This is a genomic window from Colwellia sp. Bg11-12 (genome assembly GCF_014076955.1).
Taxonomy (GTDB): Bacteria; Pseudomonadota; Gammaproteobacteria; order Enterobacterales; family Alteromonadaceae; genus Colwellia_A.
The window spans coordinates 137,138-157,569 of sequence record NZ_JACGUZ010000086.1 but is presented as its reverse complement, the minus strand read 5'-3'; the positions used below and the strand labels follow the sequence as shown (position 1 = coordinate 157,569).

Below are 20,432 nucleotides of genomic sequence, written 5' to 3'. Positions count from 1 at the left end.
TCGTTGATGCACAATAAAATTTCAGGCGTATTATTTGATTTAGATGGAACATTATTAGACACCGCTAATGATTTAGGCGCAGCACTTAACTATGTTCTTCGAAAGTATAACTTAGCGGAAGTAGCTCGTGAAGATTATCGCCCAATCGCTTCTGATGGTGCTTTAGGGTTATTAACACTAGGTTTTGCTGATGATTTAGATGCCTATGATTACGAGCAGTTGCGAGCAGAGTTTTTAGCTTTTTACGAAGACAATATTGCTGTTCATACTTGCCTTTACCCTGGGGTTACTGAATTGCTTTCAACGCTAAACGAACAGAAGATCCCTTGGGGGGTTGTAACAAACAAGCCAGAAGGTTTAACACGAAAGTTATTACCCCACTACCCTGAGTTCGAAAAATGCTTATCACTTATTGGCGGCGACACTTTTGTCAATAGAAAACCACACCCAGAGCCAATCCTTAAAGCCTGTGAAGAAATATGCGTTCCCAGCGAACAGTGTTTATATGTAGGTGACGCTTTACGTGATATTGAAGCAGGAAATAGCGCAAACACAACCACGGTTATCGCAAAGTGGGGTTATATCTTAGCGGGTGAGGATTGTAAAAACTGGCAAGCAGACTATCATGCTGAAACGCCATTAGCCGTATTATCGTTTATTAAATAACATATCGATGGAATTAACCGTATAACCAGTAAATTATCAAGTGAGTTACCGATACATTAATAAAAAGCCACTGTTAAAGTGGCTTTTTATTCGGTTCAGCTACATTAACGTATTGATAACGTAATGAGCTTGGCAGCGTAAAGTTTGTTAATCAAGATTATCTGGACCAACACGTACCACCAACTTGCCAAAGTTCTCGCCTTTCAATAAGCCAATAAAAGCACTTACCGTGTTTTCAAGCCCTTCAACTCGGTGTTCTTTATGCTTTATCTCGCCAGCTATTAACCATTTCACCATTTGCTCACTAAACTCGTTGTAACGATGGCCATAATCATCAAAAACGATAAAACCTTGCATTTTAATACGCTTAACAAGAAGTGTGCCCATTAATAACGAAAGTCTGTCGGGTCCACTAGGTAATTCAGTTGCATTGTACTGAGAAATCAAACCACACACAGGCACGCGTGCACAACTATTTAATAGTGGCATAACTGCGTCGAAGACTTTTCCGCCAACATTTTCAAAATAAACGTCAATACCTGATGAACAAGCGGTTGCTAATTGCTCGGCTAGGTCATCGCTTTTATGATCTAAACAATCATCAAAGCCTAACGTTTCAATCGCATATTTACACTTAGTCTCGCCACCCGCAATACCTATAACTTTACAGCCTTTTAATTTGGCAATTTGGCCTACTAAGCTGCCTACAGCACCTGTTGCTGCAGCAACAACGACCGTATCGCCTGCTTTTGGCTGACCAATATCAAGTAAGCCCATATAAGCAGTTAGCCCTGGCATGCCTAGCACACCTAAGGCATGTGAAGGAGCAGCCATATTGTTATCAAGTTTAAGTAATTCACTGCCATTTATAACACTATAATCTTGCCAACCACCAAAAGCGACAACCCAATCACCTTTTTTGTAATCGTTATGGTTTGATTCCTCTACTCGACAAACACTACCACCAACCATTACGTCATTTAATCCGACAGGGTCTGCATAAGACTTAGCATCACTCATTCGCCCGCGCATATAAGGGTCAAGTGAAAGAAACACAGTACGAAGCAATACTTCACCTGCGTTAGGTGTAGGTTTTTCGCTGCGCACAAGGCTAAAATTTTCAGCTGTAGGTGCGCCAAAAGGACGCGATGCCAAAGTCATTTGGCGATTGATATCCGTTGTTTGAGTCATATTAATTCCTATTATAAATGGGCAAAGAAGCGATAAAGAAAGTGTGGTTAAAACAGGCTAAATCTGAAGTTAGCCTGTTTGATAGATAAAGCGGTGCGTGGATATTTTTAATTAAACAACGCACCGTTATACTTACAGTGCTTGAGTTAAAATTTCGCGGCTTATGTCTAAGGTAATATCGCCTTTTTCACCCAGTGCTGTCATACCATGTTGTTCTAATCGTTCAACCAGTAAATCAAGATCACTGCTACCAAGGTTTACGTCGGATAAACGCGTTGGTACTTGCATTTTCTCAAAAAACTGTTCAGTTAAACGAATAGCTTGATCAATACGCGTATTATCATCGCCTTCATTTATCTGCCAAACGCGTGATGCATATTGAAGTAATTTTTCACGTTTTTGCTCACGACGGACTTTCATTACGGCAGGTAACACGATAGACAAGGTACGTGCGTGGTCAATACCAAAGGCTCCCGTTAATTCATGGCCTATCATATGTGTCGACCAATCTTGTGGAACACCCGCGCCGATCAGCCCATTTAACGCCATAGTAGCCGACCACATGATATTAGCTCTAACATCTAGGTCATCTTTAGTTTCTGGAGCTAGTGCTTTGGGTCCCTCTTCAATCAAGGTTTGTAATAAACCTTCACTAAAACGGTCTTGCACTTTGCCATTAACATTATAAGTTAAGTATTGCTCAATGGTATGAACAAAAGCGTCAACAACACCATTACCAATTTGACGATCAGATAATGACAATGTCACACCGGGATCGAGTACAGCGAACAAAGGGCGGACCAAAGGACTAGAGAAAGGTAGCTTGTTGCCATCACGTGTTACTACAGAATTACCATTACTCTCAGAGCCTGTAGCAGGTAAGGTTAATACTGCGCCAATAGGTAGTGCTTTAGTGAACGTTTGCTGTTTAGCGAGAATGTCCCAAGGGTCATCACCCTCAAATAATGCAGCTGCAGCAATAAATTTAGCGCCATCAACTACAGATCCACCACCAACGGCAAGTAAATAATCAATTTTTTCCGCTTTAATAATAGTTTGCGCTTTCATTAAAGTATCGTAGGTGGGGTTAGGTTCAATGCCTGAAAATTCAAAGTAAGTATGTTCTTTAAGCGCATCAATGACTTGTTGATAAACACCATTGCCTTTAATTGAACCACCACCGTAAACAATCAATACTCTTGCGTCTAATGGTATTTCTTTTGAAATTGTTTGAATTTCTGCTGGGCCAAAATTAATTTTGGTTGGGTTTTGAAAATTAAAATTTAACATTTATATGTCCTTAAGCGTAAAGAATTAAGTCGATTAGCTAAACAGGTTAGCTAATCGAGTTGTCTATTCTAAGAATCTATGCGGTAAGATGAGCCAGTAATTTCTCAGCCGCTAATGCAGAGCTTGCTGGGTTTTGACCGGTAATGATAAGGCCATCTTGTACTGCAAAGGCATGCCAGTCTTGCGCCTTTTGGTATTCGCCGCCACGCTTAATGAGTTCGTCTTCAAGTAAGAAAGGTACAACTTCTGTTAATTGAACGGCTTCTTCTTCGCTGTTAGTAAAACCAGTCACTGCTTTACCTTTTATGGCAAAATCACCTGAGGCTTCTTTAACATTCAATAAAGCTGCACTGGCGTGACAAACAGTAGCAACGGCTTTATCTGCTTTGAGAAAACTCTCAATCAAATTGATTGAGTCAGTATTATCAGTAAGATCCCATAATGGACCATGACCACCCGGATAAAAAACAGCATCAAAGTCAGCTTCATTAATTGAAGACAATTTTACTGTTGCAGCAATTTTAGCTTGCGCTTCATTGTCTGCGTCATAACGGTCTGTAGCCGATGTTTGAAAATCTTCAAGTGTACTTGTTGGGTCAATAGGTGCTTGACCACCTTTAGGGGTCGCCAGTGTTACTTCAACACCCGCATCGATAAAAGCGTAATATGGCGCTGCAAATTCTTCAACCCAAAAACCTGTTTTTTGGCCTGTATTACCAAGTTCATCGTGTGAAGTAAGTACCATCAATATTTTTTTAGTCATTATCATTCATCCATTTATAAGTAAGTGAGTATAAGTTGAGTGTGTTTTTATTTTCTATGCAGCTAGTATATGCCTAAGAACCAATATGAACAATGCAGATAAAACTGACATCATTGTATTAATTATTGATACAATGATAATTAAGTAAGCGATTAGCCATGTGTTTTTAATTAATAGGTCATATTATGGATATTTCATTTGAACAGCTCAAAAGTATGGTTGTTTTTGCGCAAGTCATAGAGCAAGGTAGTCTAAGTGCTGCAGCTAAACATTTAGGCTTATCTCGAGCAGTAGTGAGTTATCATCTTAAAAAGCTCGAAGCACAGCTCGAGGTAAAGCTACTTAATCGCTCTACACGTTCTATTAATCTTACTGAAGCAGGCCAAGCTTATTATGAACGCTGTCGCGTTATTGCCGAGCAAGCCAGCGCCGCAAACCAACAAATTGAAAACTTCAAAAATGAACCCATTGGACTCCTTAAAATAACGTGCCCAGTAAACGTTGGTTTACAAACGGTTGTTCCGGCACTCAACGAGTTTAAGAAAATTTATCCTAAAATTGCCCTTGATGTCATGCTAACTGATGAAGTCGTTAATATTATGAAAGAAGGTATCGATTTGGCCATTCGGGGTGCACCCTTACCTGACTCTGGTTTGCAAGCCAGTAAGCTTGCAACATTAGAAACTTGCCTTTGTGGCGCTCCTGAATACTTCCTTCAATTTGGCCGGCCCACTAAACCTGCAGATTTAAGTGACCATCAATGGGTTATTTACAAATTAACGTCTGGGGTATTAACCTTAACGAAGGGCAGCCGTTCGTTCAGTGTTACCATGAAGGGAAGTATAAGTACCAATAATGCGGCAGCACGTACTGCTTTTGTTGAGGCAGGACATGGTTTAGGCCGTATTCCAACTTACGACGCGTGGCCAAAAATAAAAGCAGGCACCTTAGAAACGGTACTGGATGACTATGCCCTAAGCGATATCAATGTTTATGGTGTATTCCCACCTGGCACAGCAAACTCTAAAAAACTCAGATTACTCCTTAATTTTTTGAAAGAATATTTCACCAGCCAAAACAAAACCAAGAAACAATAAATACACTGACTAAACGAGAATATCGCCCTGCCTACTTGCCTTTATTATAAAGTAGCTAAAAGGTGAACAATTTTACCTCAACGTTTTTATTGGTGTATTCATTAACGTGTAAAGATTATACAACCTGTTATGGGAATATTATGAAAAACCATAACAGCAGCGATATCGTTCATTTAGTACCCTTCTTGTTCAAAAAAAAGCAACCTACTGTTTTTATTGAAAATTAACTTTTAGCTTACAAATTTAGTGAGCAGAGATGAAATTTATTTTAAAAAAACTTTATCAGCAAAAATTAATTAAAATAAACGTTGCGTTTTTGTAATATCAAAAATAAAAAGCACTACTAAGTTAGTCGTTACTAACTGAACTTTTACTCTAAAGAAAGTTATTAAAAACTCTGCTTTTTATCACTTGCAAAAACATCAAAACCTCATTATCTTGTGATCAGTTTTTAGAAAACCCCTACATATAGTGTATTTGTTGTTCAGACGATTTTTTGTGCTGATTTATGCTTTTAGGGAAATATAATAATGATAAGTGTTCACTTAACGTGTTTCTAATTAACAACGTTAGGTAAATAAAGCGACCAGCATAATTAATAAATTACAGGTTTTTCATGACTAATAATCTTTTTGTAAGTAAGCGTAATGGCAAAAAAGAACTCATCGATTTAGAAAAAATTCATAAAGTTATCACTTGGGCTGCTGAAGGCCTTGATAACGTGTCAGTGTCACAGGTTGAATTAAAGTCTCATATTCAATTCTACGACGGCATTAAAACTGCTGATATTCATGAAACGATTATTAAAGCTGCCGCTGACCTTATCTCAGAAGAAACACCTGATTATCAGTATTTATCAGCACGTTTAGCTATTTTTCACTTACGTAAGAAAGCCTACGGCCAATTTGAACCCCCTAAACTATTTTCACATGTTGTTAGTATGGTAGAAAAGGGGAAATACGATGAGCATCTTTTAGCTGATTATAGTGAAGAAGAATTTGAACAGATGGAACGATTCCTTGTTCACTCACGTGATTTAGACTTCAGCTACGCAGCGGTAAAACAATTGGAAGGTAAATACCTTGTTCAAAACCGTGTCACGGGTGAAATTTATGAAAGTGCCCAGTTTTTATATATTTTAGTCGCAGCTTGTTTATTTGCTAAATACCCTGTTGAAACGCGTTTAAAATATGTTGAAGGTTTTTATAACGCTATTTCAACTTTCAAAATATCGTTACCAACACCGATTATGGCAGGAGTACGTACACCTACTCGTCAATTTTCATCGTGTGTATTAATTGAATGTGGTGACAGTTTAGATTCAATAAACGCCGCTTCTAGCTCAATTGTTAAATATGTTTCTCAGCGAGCAGGTATTGGCATTAATGCGGGCCGTATTCGTGCTTTAGGTAGTTCAATACGTAACGGTGAAGCATTTCATACTGGTTGTATCCCGTTTTTCAAACATTTTCAAACCGCTGTTAAAAGTTGTTCACAAGGCGGAGTTCGAGGTGGAGCAGCAACATTATTCTACCCACTTTGGCATTTAGAAGTTGAAAGCTTACTGGTCCTTAAAAATAACCGTGGTGTTGAAGAAAATCGTGTTCGTCATTTAGATTACGGAGTGCAGTTCAATAAGCTTATGTACACTCGTTTGATTAAAGGTGAGTCTATTACTCTCTTTAGTCCGAGCGATGTTCCTGGCCTTTACGATGCATTTTTTGAAGACCAAGATAAATTTGAAGCTTTGTATGTAAAATATGAAGCTGATGACTCAATTCGTAAAAAATGTATCAAAGCCATTGAATTATTTACTTTGTTTGCTCAAGAGCGCGCCAGCACGGGTCGAATTTATTTACAAAATGTTGACCACTGTAATACGCATAGCCCCTTTGATCCTAAACAAGCGCCTATTCGTCAAAGCAACTTGTGTTTAGAAATCGCGCTGCCAACACAGCCAATGAATGACATCAATGATCCAAACGGCGAAATAGCACTTTGTACTTTGTCTGCCTTTAACTTAGGTGCAATAGAAAGTTTAGATGAATTAGAAGGATTGTCAGATTTAGCTGTTCGAGCACTCGATAGCTTACTTGATTATCAAAACTATCCAATGCCAGCCGCATATAATGCCACTATAGGTCGCAGAACATTAGGTATAGGCGTAATAAACTATGCTTATTACTTAGCTAAAAACGGCGTCTTTTATTCAAACGGTAGTGCAAACAATTTGACTCACCGTACTTTTGAAGCGATACAATTTAATTTGTTGAAAGCTTCGAATGAATTAGCGAAAGAAAAAGGGGCTTGTCCTAAGTTTAATGAGACACGCTTATCGCAAGGTATTTTACCGATTGATACTTATAAAAAGACCATCGACGACATTACCGGCGAACCTCTTCACCTTGACTGGGAAGGCTTACGTGAGAGCATTAAAAAGCATGGTGTAAGAAACTCAACTGTTTCAGCGTTAATGCCATCAGAAACCTCTTCACAAATTTCAAATGCAACAAACGGTATTGAACCACCACGTGGTTTGATCAGCATCAAAGCGAGTAAAGATGGTGTTTTAAAACAAGTGGTACCTGAGTACCAAAGATTAAAGCATAACTATGAATTACTTTGGAACATTCCAAGCAATGAAGGCTATTTACAATTAGTAGGCATCATGCAGAAATTTATTGATCAAACAATTTCTGCAAATACTAATTACGACCCTGCCCGATTTGAAGGTGGAAAAGTGCCCGTTAAGCAAATTCTAAAAGATATTTTGACCGCTTATAAGTTAGGCGTTAAAACCATGTATTACCATAACACACGTGATGGTGCCTCTGAGGATATGCTTGGATTAGAAGAAGACTGTGAAGGCGGCGCGTGTAAAATATAATTACGTGCACAAAAAGCAAGCTTCATTGCTTATTTAGCAATGGGGCTGCTGGCATGTTCAGTGATAAAAATCATTTTAAAAAGTAAATTTCGATAGCAGGCCGCGACCATCATGCGTGTTATCAAGGAGAAATAGATGTCCTACACTACGTTTAACCAAGTCCCTAATAATGCGCTACTCGAGCCAATGTTTTTAGGGAACAGTGTCAATGTGTCACGATATGATCAGCAACGTTTTATTGCTTTTGAAAAGCTTATTGAAAAACAGTTATCATTTTTTTGGCGTCCTGAAGAAATAGATGTCTCAAAAGACCGCTCTGATTGGCAGAGTTTAACGCCATCAGAAAAGCATATCTTTATTTCAAACCTAAAATATCAAACATTGCTTGATTCTATGGCTGCTCGCTCAGTAAACGCTGTTTTTTTACCTCTTGTTTCTTTACCCGAAGTAGAAACTTGGATAGAAACATGGGCGTTCAGTGAGACGATTCATTCGCGCTCGTATACACATATTTTACGGAATCTGTTTTCAGATCCGAGTGAAATATTTGATGACATCGTTGTTAACCCAGCCATATTAAAGCGTGCGTCAAGTATTTCTAAATACTTTGATGCCGTGATAATCACCACACAGCTGCTCCAGTCACAAGGAGAAGGTTCGTATGAAGTCGATGGTGAAATGATTGAAGTATCAACGCGTAAGCTTAAAGAACGCTTATATCTTGCTGTTTGTTCGGTTAATGCTTTAGAAGCTATTCGCTTTTATGTTAGCTTTGCCTGTTCGTTTGCTTTTGCCGAGCGTGAATTATTAGAAGGTAATGCTAAAATCATCAAACTTATTGCCCGTGATGAAGCGTTGCATTTAACCGGTACCCAGCATATTTTAAACAACTGGCTGTCTGGTAGAGATGATCCTGAAATGCAAGTTATTGCACAAGAAATGAAAGAGCAAGGATTACAGATATTTCTTGATGTGGTAGAGCAAGAGAAAGAATGGGCACAGTATCTATTCAAAGATGGTTCAATGATTGGCTTAAATGCAGCAATCTTAAATCAATATATTGAATACATCAGTAATCAACGTCTAACGGCTATTGGTTTTGATGCTCCATTTGACATTAAGAGCAACCCACTACCATGGATGAATGCATATTTGGTATCAGACAATGTTCAGGTCGCTCCACAAGAAACTGAGATATCAAGTTACTTAGTCGGTCAGGTTGACTCTTCTGTTTCCAGTGATGACTTTGACGGATTTGATCTTTAATGACTTTCATATTTAAGTAAAGAACTTACTATCATGCTTTCTTATAACATCATTAGCACATTGAGTGCTTAAGTCTTTTAAAAATGAAAAGTGCTAATGATTGTTCAGTTTCACAGAACAAAAATACCACAGATAAAACACTTCACAATATCAGTGTCGATAATAAAACTATTATATTTCAAGCAAATGACAAAAGTTTACTTGAATGCTTAGAGAATGCCAATGTAGAAGTGCATTATCATTGTCGTGATGGATTTTGTGGTGCTTGTCGAGTCACGTTAGTTGAAGGCGAGATATCATACCCCCAAGGTGAACCCTTAGCTTTTATTGGCGAAGGCGAAGTACTCTCTTGTTGTTGCGTACCCAAGAGTAATATTAAACTTATTGTCGAGTAATTAAAACGGCGACGAGTAACAATATTCGATAGTACCTTCATCAAAAAAGATTTAATTTGAGAATGCAGGTACTTCTATCGTTTCAAAGATTAAAGTTTATCTGCTAATTTAGCCTCAATCCCCGCGACTATTTTAACTAATTCCAAAGCAACAGGTTGATAAAGTTGCTGATAGCTAGCTTTGTCTTCTACAGTTATTGCACCGTCTAATGCTTTGGTCAACTCAAACAGCCGCATAGCCCCTACAGAACATGAAACCCCTTTTAAAGTATGCACTAAATGTTTACAGGCAGATTGATCTTCATTGCTGATCGCCTGTTGAATCTTTTCACTATCATTAGAATGGTCTTCATAAAACATCACTAATATTTCAGCGAAAAGGTCTTCATCACCCAAAACATTACCAACACCCACCTGAAAATCTATACCTGGATATTTATCTTCAGTAGTATTTTGTAAGTCTTCACTATAATCGTCAGGCATTACAGTATTTATCTCCTCATGAATTTGAGTTTGATTACGGCCATTTTTCTTCGCTTGATATAAGCTAAGATCAGACTGCTTTAACAACTCTTCTAAGCTCATTTCAGCGTCTTGTCCCAATGATAAACCAATACTTACGGTTACAGAGATTTTTTCATCATTGGTATCATCAATAGATATTTGAGTATTTTGTATCGAAAGTCTAAAACGTTCGCAGGCAGCAATAGCATTTTCTATCGTAGTATTTGGCATACAAATCGCAAATTCTTCACCACCAACTCGGCCAATAATGTCGTAATCTCGAAAGCATTCACAAAGAGTACTGGCAAATTGAATTAATACTTTATCGCCAGCATCATGACCATAATTGTCATTAACAGCCTTAAAAAAATCAATGTCAAGCATCACCATAACAAGCGGCAGGTTGGTACGCTTTGCTTGGCTAATCGCTTTACTGGCTAAATCTTCAAAAGCGCCTCTATTATTAATCCCCGTTAGGAAATCTGTTTTAGCAAGAGACTCTAACTCGAGGGTTTTTTCTAAAAGCCGGATAGAGGTTCTGATCCTAGCTAACAAAACTTTTGGAATGTAGGGTTTAGTTACGTAGTCGTCAGCGCCAGATTCTAATGCGTCAACAATTTTATCTTCATCATCTGAAGCAGATAGCATGATAACGGGTGTTTTCATAAATAAAGGATGAGTCTTTACTTTCTTCAGTACCGCTAATCCTGAAATACCAGGCATATACATATCTAATAAAATAAGGTCAATGGCTTGTTCTTCTAAAACAGCCAAGGCGAGTTCACCCGATTCGGCGGTAAATACTTGATAACCGACTTCTGCTAAATCAAACTCTAAAAGCATGAGTGTATCTTTAGCATCATCCACAGCGAGAATGTTATATTTTTTCTTCAAATTCATCGTTTATCCTCAGAGTGAAGGTTCATGAGTTATCTTTAGGGCGTAAAGCTTTTGTAACGTTTATATGAGCCAACGGTTCAACATACCGCCTTATTGTGGTGATAGTAATTCCACAACGACTTTTAAACACCCATAAATTTATGAACTATAACAATAATATCATTATAAAAAAAATTTTCCATCGCTTTAATTAACTCATTTATAAGCCCAGCTATAATATAGGACTAAAATTTATTGGGTAACTTTAACCAATAAAAGCGCAATGGCGTTTACAAAGGTGCTAATAGCCGTTCATTAATAACCGCTATCACAATGATTTAAAAGTGGAGTAAAGGCAATAAACTAGGATAAAATTCAATTATTATCAATTAAAAAACTTGCCAACTCTTTAGAATTAAAAGGCTTTCTGAGTACCGGATAATGCCACTGTTTATCTTCCTCTGCGATATAACCACTGATTGAAAAAACACGAATATAGGGGAACTTAGCTTTCACAAGCTCAACAGCTTCTCGACCCGAAATGTCGGGCAAAATCATATCTGTAATAAAAATATCAAAAATGTGTTCAGTGGATAATATTTTCATTAAGCCAACTTTATTATTGGTATGTTGAGTTTTAACGCCTTCGTTTTCTAAGTACAAAGCTACAAATTCAGCAATACTAATTTCATCATCTAAAATTAGAACCTTTTTTCCCTGCATATCTAGTGGGCTTTTAATCGCTAGAGGCGTTTTTATTGTTGGGTTTGTTAATACTCGGCACTTAAATATTAAAGTAAAGTGCGCACCACCTAAGTAGCCATACCCTTCGACTTTAATATGACCATTATGTTTGTATATCGTACTGTAGACATTAGCTAAGCCAATACCGTTACCTTTATTAACTGATTTACTGCTGTAGAAGGGATCAAATACCTTTGTCAAATTACTTTGCTCAATGCCTATACCGCTGTCTTGTACATGAATTTCTAAATTTTTCTCCTTATTAATGTTCGCAGATATTTCAATTTTCCCAATGAGGCCTTTTTCGCGGATCGCATCTTGAGAGTTCAGTACGAGATTGAGTAAAATATTAATAAATTCACCCTGAGGAAAATTTATTTCACAGCAGACTTCATGAGTATTGATGCTAAAATCAATGGTTGACAGTAATAATTGTTTAAAAAGATACTGGTTATCAATAATATCTTGCATGGGGTCAAATTTGACCACCTTAATGGTTGGTTTTCGAGTAAAAGCTAATAAGCGCTCTGTTACACTTTTACCTTTGTCGATAGCATTTTTTACCCGCTCAATATACGTTGAAATATCTCGCTCGCCTTGCGCAAACTTAATTTCTAACATTTCGGTCGCGCCTAAGGCTACGCCGAGCACATTATTGATGTCATGAGAAACATTACCGAAAGTATTACCCAGTAAGGCAAGTCGATTACTAATAAGTTGTTGCTGGTCTTTGCGAAATTGATCTGTAACATTTTCAACAATCCAAATAAATATCCCTTCATCGGCCTCATAAGTTACTGATAAGTCAAAAATAGTATTGTACTGATCAAAGCTAATATTCGTTTCTTTGAATTGGCCACACTTTTTCGCTTTACGTTTGAAAGCAAGGTAATCCGTGATACTGAAATTAATGTAATTAAAAAGCACTGAGCTACTATGAGCAGTTTTTGGTGTAAGATCTTGATAAACCACATTGTCTTTGTCGTTAATAAAAAACACAGGTACTTTAATTGTGTAATTCACCATTGCTAACAATTTTAATTTTTCAAAAATATCTTCAGATTTAGTAATATCTTTAAAAACCCCAAAGACACCAACCACCTCACCCGCCATATTCAATTCTACCTCGCCAAAACATTCCACTTTAACTTTTCTGCCGCTTTTATGTTTTATGGCACTTTTAAAGTAAAATCCTTGTTTATCAATCATCGCTTTATCTAAATGATTTCGTACCTTATCTTGTTCCTCTTCCAGATAAAAATCTAACGCAGTATCTACATTTGGAACATAACTTGTGGGATATACACCATGGATTTTATAGAGTTCTGTTGACCAATATAAAGTTTTCTTAAGGCAATCTAAGCGCCAATGTCCTGATTTATTTAAACGTTCCGCGAGTAATAAGTAATTATTTCTCTCTTTTAGCTTTTCAACTAACTGGTGCTGATCCGAAATGTCTTTAACTGAACCAAACATTTTATATGCTCGGTCGTCACTATATTCCATAATCTTACCAAAAATAGTGATCCATTTAGTTATTCCAAGTTCAGTCGTAATTGACAGTGTTAGATTAATGCAGGGTGTTTCACCGATAAAGTGTGCTTTAGCTTGTCGATTGAGGCTGGCTAAATCTTCTGGCTTTAAGTGTTTTTCGTAAAAAGACAGCGGACCTAAAAATGATTTTGTGTCATAACCCAGCATAGCCATCACTTGAGCCGAATAAAGTATGGTTCCTTGGGCAATATTCCATTCCCAAAAGGCTTCTTCTATACCATTTAATATTTTATGAGTATGCGTTGACAACGTTAACGACGTGATTTTACGAGGTGAGTTAGTTTCCACATGATCAGGTTTATCCTTGCTCGTATCACTTAAAAATGAATCGGTAAGGTAGGCTATATAACCATCAGCTACTTCACTGACTTTTATTGTACAATTAAGCATTTTTTTCGATTTACTTAACAAATACACAGCGCTACTCTTTAACATTTCCCCTGAAGGTTGCAGACCGTCATCAATTAGTTCTACAAGGGAGTCAACCGTTTTGCCGGGCAATAGCATGTCTAAATTTTGTCCTTTTACCTCTAGCGTTAAATAGCCAGAAAGCCTTTCTGCCCAGATATTACAGCCCGTGATCGTACCTTGATGCGCTATTTGAATAACCGGGAAAGGAATACTATTTAGCGCTACTGCTAAATCATCAGAGACCTGTTTCAAAACAATTCATCCTCTTCATCAATATCAACAATTTCCTCTTCTTGCTGCTGATTAAGGACTTCAAGTTCATCAACACTGGCTAAGGCACCATCAAGTAATTGTGTAACTTCAAGAAAATTTATATCGTCTTGTGAGTGTTTTTTCAAGGACGTATGAACCAAGTTTGTTAAATATTCTTCTTGCTCATCAGACATTTCTAGTACATGAAAGCTCATCCCTATATTTGTGACAATCTCATTCATAACTTCTTGTTGATGATGCTTGGAAATAGCAATCATTTGCTTGGTCGCAGAAACAGCTTGTTGTATTTTACTTTGTACATGTACCAATGAATTTTTATAGGTAATAAAGGCAATGCGAGCACCAACACATTCAATGACAGATGCTAAAGCGTCTATATATATATCGGTATCAATAGCCCCTTCCTCTAAATTGAGAATGAGTATTGAACAAAGAGGATGATTAAAAATAGTTCTAGAGCTAAAGCGATATAACCTAGGTTTCACTTTTAGTAGCTTCATTACATCGATTTCAACAGGAGAACAAAAGCCGTTTTTAGCACTAAAGAAAAGTGGCTTTTCATTAATAGGGTAAAAAGCGATGCAGCCTTGTAAATTCATCGAATATAGAAACGAAAACATTTCATCTCTAATTTTTTCTAAGGTAAAACAATGATTAAGACGAGATGTTAGCTGCATACAGCTTCCATATTTAGAGGCTTGTGCCATTGAAATATTGATCACTCTATCTTTTGAACAAATTTCTGTTTCAAAACTATGAATTTTATCTTGGTAAGAAATAAGCTTTTTAAGTTTGTTATTCAATGCGAGTAAAGAAATAGGTTTCGCAAGGAAGTCATCCGCGCCACACTCTAGGCCTTTAAGTACGGCGTCTTCGTTTGCTAATCCAGAATACAACACAAATGAAGTTGCTACCGTGTGATGCTCTACTTGGCTTTTTATCCACTTTGAACCTTTATCATCACCAATGTTCTCATCAACTAAAGCAATATCAAAAAGTTCATTGTTACTGACAAATTTATCGGCGTCTTTGAGGTTGCTCGCACACGTTACGTCAAAATTTTCGGCTAATGCTTCATGAAGTAATTCAAGGTAATCTTTGTCATCATCAATAATGAGTAAACGTGGCTTTTGCATAATAATTCCTTTTTTTTATGAGATTTTAGCTTTTAAAAATAAATGTTAGGCATCTTTTTGAAAGACTTGGCAGCAGTTGCGCCCTTGCTCTTTTGCTTGGTACAAAGCAATATCAGCTTGTTTTATTAATTCATCAGCATTAGCTAGGTGATCTGTAGCTGTCGATGTAGCAATACCTATACTCACGGTCACATAAGGAAATACTGATGAATATTGGTGTTTTATTTTTTTACTTCGCAGTGCGAGGCTTAATTCTTTTGCTTTAAATCTTGCACCATCAACAGGCGTAAAAGGAAGAACAACCATGAACTCCTCTCCCCCATAACGTGCTAATGAATCAGTTGACCGATTAAGTGTTTCATTGAACGTATCGGCAACCTGCACTAAACACTTGTCACCTTGTGGATGACCATAGTTATCGTTATAGGGCTTGAAAAAATCAATATCTATCATCAATATTGATAATTCTCCCTGTTGACGTTCATTATTTTGCCAAGCACTTGCTAACACTTCCTCTAAACCTCTTCTATTAAGAATATGTGTTAATGGGTCAATACTACTCAGAATTTCTAATTGTTTATTGGCTCGTTCAAGTGCCCCTTTCATTTTGGCAATACGTTCCATCGCTCTTATTTTAGCGCTTAAAATAACTTGTTTTATTGGTTTCGTTAAATAGTCATCAGCACCAGCGTCGATACCTTTAGTTAAATAGTCTTCGCTGTCATTAGAGCTAAGGAAAATAATGGGGAACCATTGAGGATATTCCTTTCTCATCATCTTGGTTAAAGCGAAGCCATCAACTTCTGGCATTTCTATATCCATAAGCACCAAGTCTATGCTTTCTTTTTTTAGCGCCGCCATGGCTTGCTCATGTCCATTCGCGGTAACCGCAACATGGCCACTGTCAATGATCATTGCACTAACGACTTCTCTAATAAATTTATTGTCATCTACAACTAAAATATTCAAATTAATACCTTATTCATTGATACTTAATCATTGATACTTAATCAAAGTATTCATGCGATTAGGATGCCCAAACATAAGATGCTTCGACAACTTCTCCCTTTTCTTGAAAGTGTAAACTGTCACAAAGTTGCTCTACAAGTTCAATACCCCGCCCACTAAGCTGTAGTTTATTTTCTCGCTTATTTACTCTATTCTCATAGTATTTTTTGATATCAAATCCTTGACCACTATCATGTATTTTAATCATGATCCGCCCCCCATTTGGAAAAGGATAATGACTTATTTGTAACTCAATAAAGCCATGTTCTAAATTTGTCAAACGTAGTTCTCGTTCTTTATAATATTGAGAAAAACCTTCTGCACTGGCTTTTAATTTAGAGCTTAAACCTAAGACACCATGGTCAAGGGCATTAATAAATAATTCAGTGAGTATGCTATATAAACTTTGCCAATGCTCTGCATGCCCTTCTATTTCATTTATTTGATTCATTGCCATAGGAATAGGATTTATAGAGGCTAAGCGCTTACCACTCAATGTTAACTGCCAATGCCACGCGGGATCTGTTGCTAAGTAAATATCGTCAAGCTGCTGGGCTGAAATGTTACTAATCCCTTGACTGGCAACAAGTACTTGCTGCCAACCGCCACAAGGAATATCAATCAATGATATGTCATCTTCTTGTGGCATGGTTTGGCAAAAATCATTAACCGCTTTGAGTACACATTCACTAACGTTATGCGTCATTACTCCCTGTATTGCCGCCTGCTCAAATCGCTCAAAATCAAACATTTCACCCTGCTCATTCCTCGCTTCGACAATACCGTCACTGATCAAAATAATTCGATCGGTTTCTTCAATACTATAAATAGTTAATTGGCTATCAGGTAAGAGCTTAGGAAGAACACCTAATGGTGGATGACTTGATGATATTTTATGTTTAATTGTTCCTTGTTCAGAAAATAAATAGGCATCGGGTAAACCGGCATTAAAAGCATAAACTGATGCATCGTGACTAGAAATACTTGCAAAGCCAGCCGCTAAAAATAAATCTGCAGGGAGTAAATCATAAAGTTGATGGTTAATTTGATTAATAATTTCAAATAACAAAAAACCTTTCTTGGTCATTGCCCGGAATGTTTCAGCTAAAGGAATAGCGCCAATAGATGAGCGTAAACCGTGACCTGTAAAATCCCCTAGCATGACATTAACATCGCCATTGGGTGCTAAAGCGGTAAGTTGTATATCCCCACTAAATAACGCGGCGGGTTGTTTAATAATGCCAATTCGGTCAAGCGAAAAATTTCTTGCTTCAATCACACCTGACATTAATTGCTCAGCAAGTTCAGCGTCTTTTTGTTGCTCTTGTTGCAAAATTTTAACTTGGGCGTACAAGTCACTAATACGTTGAATTGATTTTATTTTCGCTTTAAAAACATCAGGTGAAAATGGCCGCACCAAAATGCCATCTCCCCCTGCATCTATACACTCAATAAAGGCTTTATCTGTATCCATACTCGTAATAAAAATAAGCGGGCAGAGACTATTATCTTGAGATAAGCCTTTAATTTTCCTTGCTGCTTCATAGCCATCCATAACAGGCATATTAATGTCCATTAATACTAAGTCAGGCTTGTATTTAACATACATTTCAACACCTCGAGCACCGTCATTAGCTGTAAAAACGCGATAACCTTCTTCTTTTAATAAGACACTTAATACCTTGCATTGCATGGCAGAGTCATCAACGACTAACGCTAATTTAATATCACTTTTTTCAGCTAACACTGTCATACCCTAGAGTTCTATTGACAATAAACGGTGGAATTGGGCTATCTCTAAAATCTTATTAACGGCTTCGCTGGGTTTACTAATAACCACTTTTCCTGAATAGTTTTCTGCATGATCTTTAAGTAATAAAATCATGCCCAAAGCTGAGCTGTCCATGTAAGTCGTATTTAATAGACATATTGTGAACACCGCATTTTTTTCTTTACAATTTATATAGGCATCGCGAAAATTTTGATGTAATGAAAAATCAAACCTGCCATCGATACTAATTTCTATATTTTTTTTATCTTCGGATACTTTCTTTTTAACATTCATAGTTGTTCCTAGTATTTAAAAAATCAAAATAACTCAACATCACCTTCATCCATAGATGACTGGGATACACTTCTTCGCTTATTGTCGTATTGAGATTGCTCAATAAACGCTTGGCATTGATGCTGTAAAGCTTGTAATTCTTGGTAAGTATTACCTTTACTGATTTCAAATCCTACAAGAGTTTGGTTAAGTGCTGAAATAGTTCGAGTATTACTTTTTAGTGATAAAAGGGCTTGACGAGTTAAATCTTCAAACTGCAATGAACGTACACCTATAGCGACTGTTTCAGCAATTTTGGGAGATAGTCCAGCGAGTTCTTTAATAATAGCATTGGTTTTACTATTAGATTCACCCACGTGTTCAACCATCGTGCTCACTCTACTTTTAGCTTCAAGTGTTGCTGTCATATCTGCCGAAGCCATTACCTGAACTGAATTTTTGAGTTTTTCAATAATAGTTTGCGCAGACGATATCTCTTCACGAATATCATTATTAAGCTCTGTAGAATTAAACGACAATGCCCTAACTTCACTCGCTACAACAGCAAAGCCTCGTCCTGCATCCCCGGCTCTCGCGGCTTCTATAGCGGCATTAAGCGCCAATAAGTTTGTTTGGCTTGCTAAACTTTCAACTTGTCCTAATAAGCTAAAAATACCTTCAAGCTGCTTACTCATATCTTCAGTAAATGACATCGCCTCTAAACTTTGTTTACTCGTGGTTATAATAACCTGTACAAAAGTATCTAAGGTCTCACTTGAATCATGAACAAAAGACTCGATGGTGGTTCCTTCCTCATCCAAAGTTCCCTGGCGATTACCAATCGCCGCATTAAGCATGTCTTGTTGTTCATCACTTAAACTTTTTAAATATTTAAAGCTATCTGAGATTCCCGTAGTAGCCTCTTCTATTAAGACACTTGCTCTATCAACTTCGGTATCAACAATTTCCATTTGTTGGGAGAGTAAATTTGCTATTTTTGTTAAGGTGAGTTTAATTTCTTTGTCATGCGTTTGTTGACTATCATCAAGACAACTTTCGCCAGAGGTAATTTCTGAAAGTATAGAGTAGCGATATAATAAAATTAAAATAATTGACAGTAATAATGTCAGGGTCGTTGATAAATAACTTATCTGAAAAAACAAAAGGTCTATAAGTACTAAGCCAACAATAAGCAGCCCAGCTCTCAACAATTGCATTTGCTTACTTATCATACAACACCTCTTTCATACTGTTTCTATCAAGTGCGGCGTAATCTAATATTGCCTTGGGTATATTTAAGAGTGAACACTCTTTTACCTGTGCATTTAACGCATGAGCACTTCCTGGCATCCCCCAAATTAAACTACTCGCTTTATCTTGAATTATAGTCATTGCACCCGAATTTTTTAAATTTAATAACCCTTTTGCCCCATCTTGCCCCATTCCCGTTAATAAAATGGCTTGTACATTGTTAGCAATAGGCACTAACGCGTTAAATAAAACGTCAACGGCAGGTTTATGTCTATTCACATGAGGAGAATCTTCTAGGATACAAAATAATGCCCCCCCTTTACTTTCTACTTTAAGGTGCATATTTCCAGGTGAAATATAAACATTTCCCTCTTTAATTTTTTGTCCATGCCTTGCTTCTTGAACATTAACAGCACAGCAACCATTCATACGTTCAGCATATCTCGCACTGAATGTTTCAGGGATATGTAAAGTAATAACGATAGGGGGCGAATTGCTGGGTAAAGCCGTTATAATCGCTTTTATTGCTTCAGTACCGCCCGTTGAAGCGCCAATGGCCACTAAATGGTTTGCACGTTGACTCCCTTTAAAAGGTGCAACGCTAGCATGTGAAGATTTTGATATGGCACTGTTGAGCTGATATGTCTTGTTATTAACCGTAGCGGCAAATTTTATTTTTCTTAATAACGTTTCTTTGAAGTTAGATTTACTTGTAATAAGTTCTTCAAAACTCGGTTTTGCAATAAAATCAATAGCGCCTAGTTCTAGGGCTTCTAATGTTATATCCGCACCTTTGGTGGTTAGTGTTGATAACATCACTACTGGCATGGGATGCAGTCGCATTAAATTTTTTAAAAAAGTAATACCGTCCATCTTTGGCATTTCAATATCTAAAGTCAGTACATCAGGTTTTAACTTTTTAATTAGCTCTCGGGCAATAATAGGATCTTTAGCTTCTCCGACAACTTCAATTTCAGGATCATCTTTTAAAACCTCATTAATAACCGCACGAATAACGGAAGAATCATCAATAATGAGTACTTTAATTGTTTTCATTTAGCTAAACTCCAAAAA

16 protein-coding genes are annotated in these 20,432 nt (G+C 37.2%); 5 read left to right on the top strand and 11 right to left on the bottom strand.

Features of this window, described 5'->3' with window-relative positions; translation table 11 throughout:
- The first annotated feature begins 6 nt into the window (after positions 1-6).
- Positions 7-666: an HAD family hydrolase gene (locus H4J39_RS18710; protein WP_182229837.1), complete on the top strand. Its 660-nt coding sequence runs from the start codon at positions 7-9 to the stop codon at positions 664-666.
- A gap of 147 nt (positions 667-813) precedes the next feature.
- Here H4J39_RS18710 and H4J39_RS18705 read toward each other — a convergent pair whose 3' ends face one another.
- From H4J39_RS18705 to H4J39_RS18695, 3 genes are all read right to left on the bottom strand, one after another.
- Positions 814-1,857 carry an NADP-dependent oxidoreductase gene (locus H4J39_RS18705; protein WP_182229836.1) on the bottom strand — a complete coding sequence of 348 codons (1,044 nt, stop codon included), beginning with the start codon at positions 1,855-1,857 and terminating at the stop codon, positions 814-816.
- Between the two features lie 132 nt (positions 1,858-1,989).
- Positions 1,990-3,147 (bottom strand): iron-containing alcohol dehydrogenase, encoded by a 1,158-nt coding sequence (locus H4J39_RS18700; protein ID WP_182229835.1) that lies wholly within the window; start codon positions 3,145-3,147, stop codon positions 1,990-1,992.
- Between the two features lie 76 nt (positions 3,148-3,223).
- Complete coding sequence (locus H4J39_RS18695) at positions 3,224-3,910, bottom strand: type 1 glutamine amidotransferase domain-containing protein (RefSeq protein WP_182223807.1); 687 nt, start codon at positions 3,908-3,910, stop codon at positions 3,224-3,226.
- A gap of 185 nt (positions 3,911-4,095) precedes the next feature.
- On the opposite strand from H4J39_RS18695, the gene H4J39_RS18690 reads away from it, so the two are divergent.
- The 4 genes from H4J39_RS18690 to yfaE all read left to right on the top strand — a co-directional run bounded on the left by H4J39_RS18690 (position 4,096) and on the right by yfaE (position 9,555).
- Positions 4,096-5,007, top strand: a complete 912-nt coding sequence (locus H4J39_RS18690) for a LysR family transcriptional regulator (RefSeq protein ID WP_182229834.1) — start codon at positions 4,096-4,098, stop codon at positions 5,005-5,007.
- A 616-nt stretch (positions 5,008-5,623) separates the two neighbouring features.
- Positions 5,624-7,894: a class 1a ribonucleoside-diphosphate reductase subunit alpha gene (gene nrdA, locus H4J39_RS18685; RefSeq protein ID WP_182229833.1), complete on the top strand. Its 2,271-nt coding sequence runs from the start codon at positions 5,624-5,626 to the stop codon at positions 7,892-7,894.
- A gap of 135 nt (positions 7,895-8,029) precedes the next feature.
- Positions 8,030-9,160, top strand: a complete 1,131-nt coding sequence (gene nrdB / locus H4J39_RS18680; RefSeq protein WP_182229832.1) for a class Ia ribonucleoside-diphosphate reductase subunit beta — start codon at positions 8,030-8,032, stop codon at positions 9,158-9,160.
- Between the two features lie 83 nt (positions 9,161-9,243).
- Positions 9,244-9,555, top strand: a complete 312-nt coding sequence (gene yfaE / locus H4J39_RS18675) for a class I ribonucleotide reductase maintenance protein YfaE (RefSeq protein ID WP_182229831.1) — start codon at positions 9,244-9,246, stop codon at positions 9,553-9,555.
- 89 nt (positions 9,556-9,644) lie between these two features.
- Here the strand turns inward: yfaE and H4J39_RS18670 are convergent, their stop codons facing one another.
- The 8 genes from H4J39_RS18670 to H4J39_RS18635 all read right to left on the bottom strand — a co-directional run bounded on the left by H4J39_RS18670 (position 9,645) and on the right by H4J39_RS18635 (position 20,414).
- Complete coding sequence (locus H4J39_RS18670) at positions 9,645-10,958, bottom strand: diguanylate cyclase (RefSeq protein ID WP_182229830.1); 1,314 nt, start codon at positions 10,956-10,958, stop codon at positions 9,645-9,647.
- A 354-nt stretch (positions 10,959-11,312) separates the two neighbouring features.
- Complete coding sequence (locus tag H4J39_RS18665; RefSeq protein ID WP_182229829.1) at positions 11,313-13,898, bottom strand: ATP-binding protein; 2,586 nt, start codon at positions 13,896-13,898, stop codon at positions 11,313-11,315.
- Positions 13,895-15,055, bottom strand: a complete 1,161-nt coding sequence (locus H4J39_RS18660; RefSeq protein WP_182229828.1) for a response regulator — start codon at positions 15,053-15,055, stop codon at positions 13,895-13,897. The genes H4J39_RS18665 and H4J39_RS18660 overlap by 4 nt, the downstream gene beginning before the upstream one ends.
- 45 nt (positions 15,056-15,100) lie before the next feature.
- On the bottom strand, positions 15,101-16,024 hold the full coding sequence (locus H4J39_RS18655; RefSeq protein WP_182229827.1) for a diguanylate cyclase: 924 nt from the start codon (positions 16,022-16,024) through the stop codon (positions 15,101-15,103).
- 58 nt (positions 16,025-16,082) lie between these two features.
- The gene (locus H4J39_RS18650) at positions 16,083-17,810 is read right to left on the bottom strand and encodes a SpoIIE family protein phosphatase (protein WP_310649774.1); all 1,728 of its coding nucleotides are present in this window, start codon (positions 17,808-17,810) and stop codon (positions 16,083-16,085) included.
- Between the two features lie 9 nt (positions 17,811-17,819).
- Positions 17,820-18,128 (bottom strand): STAS domain-containing protein, encoded by a 309-nt coding sequence (locus tag H4J39_RS18645; protein ID WP_182229825.1) that lies wholly within the window; start codon positions 18,126-18,128, stop codon positions 17,820-17,822.
- Positions 18,129-18,151: 23 nt separating this feature from the next.
- Entirely contained in the window at positions 18,152-19,339 is a 1,188-nt protein-coding gene (locus tag H4J39_RS18640; protein ID WP_182229824.1) for a methyl-accepting chemotaxis protein, read from the bottom strand.
- On the bottom strand, positions 19,329-20,414 hold the full coding sequence (locus tag H4J39_RS18635) for a chemotaxis response regulator protein-glutamate methylesterase (RefSeq protein ID WP_182229823.1): 1,086 nt from the start codon (positions 20,412-20,414) through the stop codon (positions 19,329-19,331). The genes H4J39_RS18640 and H4J39_RS18635 overlap by 11 nt, the downstream gene beginning before the upstream one ends.
- Positions 20,415-20,432: the final 18 nt, after the last annotated feature.

Bases quoted from the DNA above. Each gene is read 5' to 3' on its own strand.
- H4J39_RS18710 (WP_182229837.1), top strand. From the start codon at position 7: ATGCACAATAAAATTTCAGGCGTATTATTTGATTTAGATGGAACATTA.
- H4J39_RS18705 (WP_182229836.1), bottom strand. From the start codon at position 1,857: ATGACTCAAACAACGGATATCAATCGCCAAATGACTTTGGCATCGCGT.
- H4J39_RS18700 (WP_182229835.1), bottom strand. From the start codon at position 3,147: ATGTTAAATTTTAATTTTCAAAACCCAACCAAAATTAATTTTGGCCCA.
- H4J39_RS18695 (WP_182223807.1), bottom strand. From the start codon at position 3,910: ATGACTAAAAAAATATTGATGGTACTTACTTCACACGATGAACTTGGT.
- H4J39_RS18690 (WP_182229834.1), top strand. From the start codon at position 4,096: ATGGATATTTCATTTGAACAGCTCAAAAGTATGGTTGTTTTTGCGCAA.
- nrdA (WP_182229833.1), top strand. From the start codon at position 5,624: ATGACTAATAATCTTTTTGTAAGTAAGCGTAATGGCAAAAAAGAACTC.
- nrdB (WP_182229832.1), top strand. From the start codon at position 8,030: ATGTCCTACACTACGTTTAACCAAGTCCCTAATAATGCGCTACTCGAG.
- yfaE (WP_182229831.1), top strand. From the start codon at position 9,244: ATGAAAAGTGCTAATGATTGTTCAGTTTCACAGAACAAAAATACCACA.
- H4J39_RS18670 (WP_182229830.1), bottom strand. From the start codon at position 10,958: ATGAATTTGAAGAAAAAATATAACATTCTCGCTGTGGATGATGCTAAA.
- H4J39_RS18660 (WP_182229828.1), bottom strand. From the start codon at position 15,055: ATGCAAAAGCCACGTTTACTCATTATTGATGATGACAAAGATTACCTT.
- H4J39_RS18645 (WP_182229825.1), bottom strand. From the start codon at position 18,128: ATGAATGTTAAAAAGAAAGTATCCGAAGATAAAAAAAATATAGAAATT.
- H4J39_RS18640 (WP_182229824.1), bottom strand. From the start codon at position 19,339: ATGATAAGTAAGCAAATGCAATTGTTGAGAGCTGGGCTGCTTATTGTT.
- H4J39_RS18635 (WP_182229823.1), bottom strand. From the start codon at position 20,414: ATGAAAACAATTAAAGTACTCATTATTGATGATTCTTCCGTTATTCGT.